Annotated in this window: 5 protein-coding genes; all 5 read left to right on the top strand. The window is 66.6% G+C overall.

Features of this window, described 5'->3' with window-relative positions; translation table 11 throughout:
* Positions 1-201: 201 nt before the first annotated feature.
* The 5 genes from A5740_RS13925 to A5740_RS28355 all read left to right on the top strand — a co-directional run bounded on the left by A5740_RS13925 (position 202) and on the right by A5740_RS28355 (position 4,800).
* Positions 202-885 carry a response regulator transcription factor gene (locus tag A5740_RS13925; RefSeq protein WP_076194922.1) on the top strand — a complete coding sequence of 228 codons (684 nt, stop codon included), beginning with the start codon at positions 202-204 and terminating at the stop codon, positions 883-885.
* A 40-nt stretch (positions 886-925) separates the two neighbouring features.
* The gene (locus A5740_RS13920) at positions 926-2,386 is read left to right on the top strand and encodes a HAMP domain-containing sensor histidine kinase (RefSeq protein ID WP_076194920.1); all 1,461 of its coding nucleotides are present in this window, start codon (positions 926-928) and stop codon (positions 2,384-2,386) included.
* A 188-nt stretch (positions 2,387-2,574) separates the two neighbouring features.
* Entirely contained in the window at positions 2,575-3,915 is a 1,341-nt protein-coding gene (locus A5740_RS13915; RefSeq protein ID WP_076194918.1) for a S1C family serine protease, read from the top strand.
* A 23-nt stretch (positions 3,916-3,938) separates the two neighbouring features.
* The gene (locus A5740_RS13910; RefSeq protein ID WP_371454752.1) at positions 3,939-4,490 is read left to right on the top strand and encodes a molybdenum cofactor biosynthesis protein B; all 552 of its coding nucleotides are present in this window, start codon (positions 3,939-3,941) and stop codon (positions 4,488-4,490) included.
* A gap of 151 nt (positions 4,491-4,641) precedes the next feature.
* A complete protein-coding gene (locus A5740_RS28355; RefSeq protein ID WP_139335118.1) occupies positions 4,642-4,800 on the top strand; it encodes a hypothetical protein in 159 nt (52 codons plus the stop codon).
* Positions 4,801-5,272 lie beyond the last annotated feature (472 nt).

Below are 5,272 nucleotides of genomic sequence, written 5' to 3'. Positions count from 1 at the left end.
CTCAAGGCCGCTCGTCTGGGTCTCGTCGACCTCGACAAGCGCTAACACCACACGCACCTTTACCAAAAAGCGCTATCCATAGTGATAGCGCTTTTTGTCGTGTCCACCCATCGTCGGGGTCGTCCCGGCCACGCAAAACGCTCGGCGAATTTGCGGCGCGCCTCTCAGCCCCCTCTCAGATAGCGGGTTGAAACTGTGCCTGTGCGCATACTTGTCGTTGACGACGATCGCGCTGTGCGCGAATCCCTGCGCCGGTCGCTTTCCTTCAATGGTTATTCGGTCGAGCTTGCCCAGGATGGGGTCGAAGCTCTCGACGCGATTGCCGCCGACCGGCCCGACGCCGTGGTCCTGGATGTGATGATGCCGCGGCTGGACGGCCTCGAGGTGTGCCGGCAGCTGCGAAGCACCGGTGACGATTTGCCGATCCTGGTGCTGACCGCCCGCGATTCGGTGTCCGAGCGGGTTGCCGGTCTGGACGCCGGCGCCGACGACTACCTTCCCAAGCCGTTTGCCCTCGAAGAGCTGCTGGCTCGGATGCGCGCCTTGCTGCGCCGGACGGTCAGCGACGACGGCGAGTCGCAGAAGATGACATTCTCCGATCTGACCCTGGACCCGGTGACCCGAGAGGTGACCCGCGGCCAGCGTCAGATCAGCCTCACCCGCACCGAGTTCTCGCTGCTGGAGATGCTGATCGCCAACCCCCGCCGGGTGCTGACCCGTAGCCGCATCCTCGAAGAGGTGTGGGGTTTCGACTTCCCGACCTCCGGCAACGCCCTCGAGGTGTACATCGGCTATCTGCGGCGCAAGACCGAGGCTGAGGGCGAGCCACGACTGATCCACACCGTGCGGGGCGTCGGTTACGTGCTGCGCGAAACACCCCCCTGATTTGATGGCGCTCACTCCGAACTCTGGGCGGCCCGCCGTCATGAACACCTGGCGCGCTGCCAATCTCAAAAACACCAGCTCACTGTCACTGCGCTGGCGCGTGATGATGCTCGCGATGTCGATGGTGGCCATGGTGGTGGTGCTCATGGCCGTCGCCGTCTACGCCGTGGTGTCGCGCGCCCTCTACGACGATCTGGACAACCAGCTGCACAGCCGCGCCCGGCTGCTCATCGAGAGCGGATCGCTGGCCGCCGATCCGGGCAAGGCCATCGAGGGAACCGCGTACTCCGACGTCAACGCGATGCTGGTGATCCCGGGTCGGTCCATCTACACCGCCAACCAGCAGGGCCAGATGCTGCCGCTGGGACAGGCAGAGAAGGACGTCATCTCCGGTGAGCTGCTGATGTCCCTGCGCACCGCCAACCATCAGCGGGTGCTGGCCGTGCACCTGGCCAACGGCAGCTCCCTGTTGATCTCCAAGAGTCTGGCCCCCACCGTCCAAGTGCTCCGAAGTTTGGGCACCGTGCTGCTCATCGTCGGCGGCGTGGGCGTGGCAGTGGCCGCCATGGCAGGTGGTGCCGTCGCCCGGGCCGGGCTGCGGCCGGTGGGCAGACTCACCGAAGCCGCCGAGCGGGTGGCCCGCACCGACGACCTGCGGCCCATCCCGGTGGTCGGCAGCGACGAGTTGGCCCGGCTCACCGAGGCGTTCAACATGATGCTGCGGGCGCTGGCCGAATCCCGGGAACGTCAGGCCCGGCTGGTGTCCGATGCCGGGCACGAGCTGCGAACGCCGCTGACCTCACTGCGTACCAACGTCGAGCTGTTGATGGCCTCGCAGGCCCCGGGGGCGCCGCCGCTGCCCGAGGACGAGATGGCCGGGCTGCAGGCCGACGTGATCGCCCAGATCGAGGAACTGTCCACCCTGGTCGGTGATCTCGTCGACCTCACGCGCGACGACGCCGGCGGCATCACGCCGGAACCTGTCGACATGTCCGAGGTGGTCGATCGCAGCCTGGAGCGGGTTCGGCGGCGCCGCAACGACATCGAGTTCGACGTCGACGTCGTCGGCTGGCAGGTCTTCGGCGACGCGCCCGGCCTGGGCCGCGCCGTGCTCAACCTCCTCGACAACGCGGCCAAGTGGAGCCCGGCCGGCGGTCGGGTCGGGGTGCGGCTGCACCAGGTCGACCCGACCCATGCCGAGCTGGTGGTCTCCGATCACGGGCCCGGCATCCCGCCGCAGGAACGTGCGCTGGTGTTCGAGCGCTTCTACCGCTCGGATGCGGCCAGGGCGATGCCAGGATCGGGTCTCGGGTTGGCTATCGTCCAGCAGGTGGTGCTGAAACATGGTGGCGCACTGCGGATTGACGAGACGGTGCCGGGTGGTGACCCGCCGGGCACCTCGATCTTCCTGATGCTGCCGGGGCAGCCGATTCCCCATGCCGACGCGACACACATGCGGCCGGTCGGTGACGGGCACTCCGTCGGCGCAGAGAAAAAGTGAGAAGGTTGGAGCAGTCGGGGGACGAGTCACGGATGGACCGAATCTCTAAGTGGATTCTCAGCCCATCTGGGCAACCAGAGTGGCCGCAGCTTCGTTTGACGAAGTGACGGACACGAGGGTTGGACATACGGGTCGGGTCGGCGCAGCACCGGCCGCGGACCATCTACAAGAGAAGAGCACGCAGCACAATGACGAACCACCCGAGGTACCCCCAGCAGCCGGAGCAACATCCCGGCAGCGTCGCCCCCGGATACGCCGGTGCGCGTCCAGACCCGTATCAGTCGCAGCAGTACGACTGGCGCTACGCGCGGCAGCAGCCGCAGCAGCCCCAACAACAGCCGCAGCAGGCCTACCGCGCCCCGTATGACCCGTACCGGATTCCGGCCGGCCCGCAGCCGATCCCGGCCAAGAAACGTTCCCGGGCCGGTCTGGTCGCCGGTGCCCTCGCCGTCGCGGTGGTGTCGGCCGGTATCGGTGGCGGCGTCGCCACCCTCGTGCACGACGACCATCCGCGGCTGGGCACGCAGGGTATCGGCGCCGCGCCAACGGTTCCCGCGGCCGCTCTGCCGCCCGGCTCCGTCGAGCAGGTGGCAGCCAAGGTGGTGCCGAGCGTGGTCAAGCTCGAGACCGATCTGGGCCGCGCGTCCGAGGAAGGCTCGGGCATCATCCTCACCGCCGACGGGCTGATCCTGACCAACAACCACGTCGTGCAGGCCGCTGCCAAGCCCGGCACCCCCGCTCTCCCGCCCGGGGCGCCGCCAGCCGCCGCGCAGACCAAGGTGACGTTCTCCGACGGCACCACCAAGCCGTTCACGGTGGTCGGCACCGATCCCAGCAGCGACATCGCCGTGGTGCGGGCGCAGGACGTCTCGAATCTGACCCCGATCACGCTCGGCTCCTCGGGCAACCTGCGGGTGGGGCAGGACGTCGTGGCCATCGGCTCGCCGCTCGGCCTTGAAGGGACCGTCACCACCGGCATCATCAGTGCGCTGAACCGTCCCGTCGCCGCCGGCGGTGACACCCGCAACCAGAACACGGTGCTCGACGCGATCCAGACCGACGCGGCGATCAACCCGGGCAACTCCGGAGGCGCCCTGGTCAACATGAACGGTGAACTGGTCGGGATCAACTCGGCGATCGCCACGATGGGCGGCGATTCCCCGCAGGCCCAGAGCGGCTCGATCGGCCTGGGCTTCGCCATCCCGGTGGATCAGGCCAAGCGGATCGCCGACGAATTGATCCAGAGCGGCACGGCCTCGCATGCCTCGTTGGGCGTACAGGTCAGCAATGACCGCACCACAGACGGCGCCAAGATCGTAGAGGTCACCAACGGCGGGGCCGCGGCAGCAGCCGGCCTGCCCAGCGGCGTGGTCGTGACAAAGGTGGACGATCGCGTGATCGGCAGCGCCGACGCGCTCGTGGCGGCGGTGCGGTCCAAGGCCCCCGGAGACAAGGTCACCCTGACCTTCCTGGACCAGGGCGGAAAGGCGCAGACCGTGGAGGTCACCCTCGGGCGGGCCGAGCAATGAGCACAGTGATGGGATCGGATGGCATGGCGCCACTGCGTCTGGCTACACCGTTGTCTGCTGCCGGATATACGGTTGCAGGCATGGAACAGCCAGGGGAGTTGGTGGGCAGGGCGCTCGTCGTCGTCGTGGACGATCGCACCGCGCACGGCGAGGAAGACCACAGCGGGCCGTTGGTCACCGAGTTGTTGGGTGAGGCCGGGTTCGTCGTCGACGGCGTGGTGGTGGTGGCCGCAGACGAGGTCGAGATCCGCAATGCGCTGAACACCGCGGTGATCGGCGGTGTGGATCTGGTGGTGTCGGTCGGTGGGACGGGGGTGACGCCGCGCGATGTGACGCCGGAGGCCACCCGCGACATCCTCGACCGCGAGCTGCTCGGCATCGCCGAGGCGTTGCGCGGGTCGGGCCTGTCGGCCGGCATCGTCGACGCCGGGCTGTCGCGCGGCCTGTGCGGAGTTTCGGGGAGCACGTTGGTGGTGAACATCGCCGGGTCGCGCGCCGCCGTCCGCGACGGGATGGCCACACTCGGTCCGCTGGCCGCGCAAGTGATCGGCCAGCTATCAAGCTTGGAGATCTGAGAAGTGGGAGAACGGCGGCCTACGGGCCGCCGTTTTTGTTTTCCGGGTGGACACCGACCGGCGGCACGCGGCTTCGGTTAACCGCAGGTTAATTACTGTTTGCGTAAGACTTTATGATCAAATGTGATGTTCGTCACAAAGGAGTATCAACATGGCGGAATCGGACAAAATTTCGCGTCACACAGTTAACAAGATTTTCGGCGAGGCTCTTCCCGAGATCGCGCCGGACGAACGTGACACCGCTTCGCCGGAAGAGGAAGCCGATCGAGATCGGTGGTTGCGGACGAACGTCCCGCCTCATCATCAATGAATAGGTGAGCGGCTTATGCGTCCGGGAATCCGCTGGAAGGCGGCAGTGTTCTGGACCTCAACTCGTTATCGAAGCGAATGACATCACTGCGTTGCCCACCGGTTCAAACGCCAGCGTCAGGGCGTGCCGAGCCGGCTGCCGGTCGATTGTCAGCAAATTTCGATCGAGCGACCGTAACCTCTGCCGTCCGGCTCTGCTCGCGTTGCCGCCCCTATGCCCTGCCGTTATGTTCCTCGTGTCAACGATGAGCAATGCGTAAGAGCAATGTGTGAGGTTCCTAATCGATGTCACATATGAGACTTGCGCGGCGATACGGTCTGCGGGGACTGGTACGCCAAGCCACATACTCGGCGGCCCTCCCGGGCTGTCGGCGATAAAGCTAGGGAGAACATGAAGGCATTCAGTCGGGTGCTGGTCGCGATGGTGACCGCCATTGCGGGGGTCTTTGCGGGCCTCTTCATAGGTGCCGGCA

The organism is Mycobacterium sp. GA-1841 (assembly GCF_001954135.1).
Classification (GTDB): Bacteria; Actinomycetota; Actinomycetes; order Mycobacteriales; family Mycobacteriaceae; genus Mycobacterium.
This window is presented reverse-complemented; position numbering and strand designations above follow the sequence as displayed.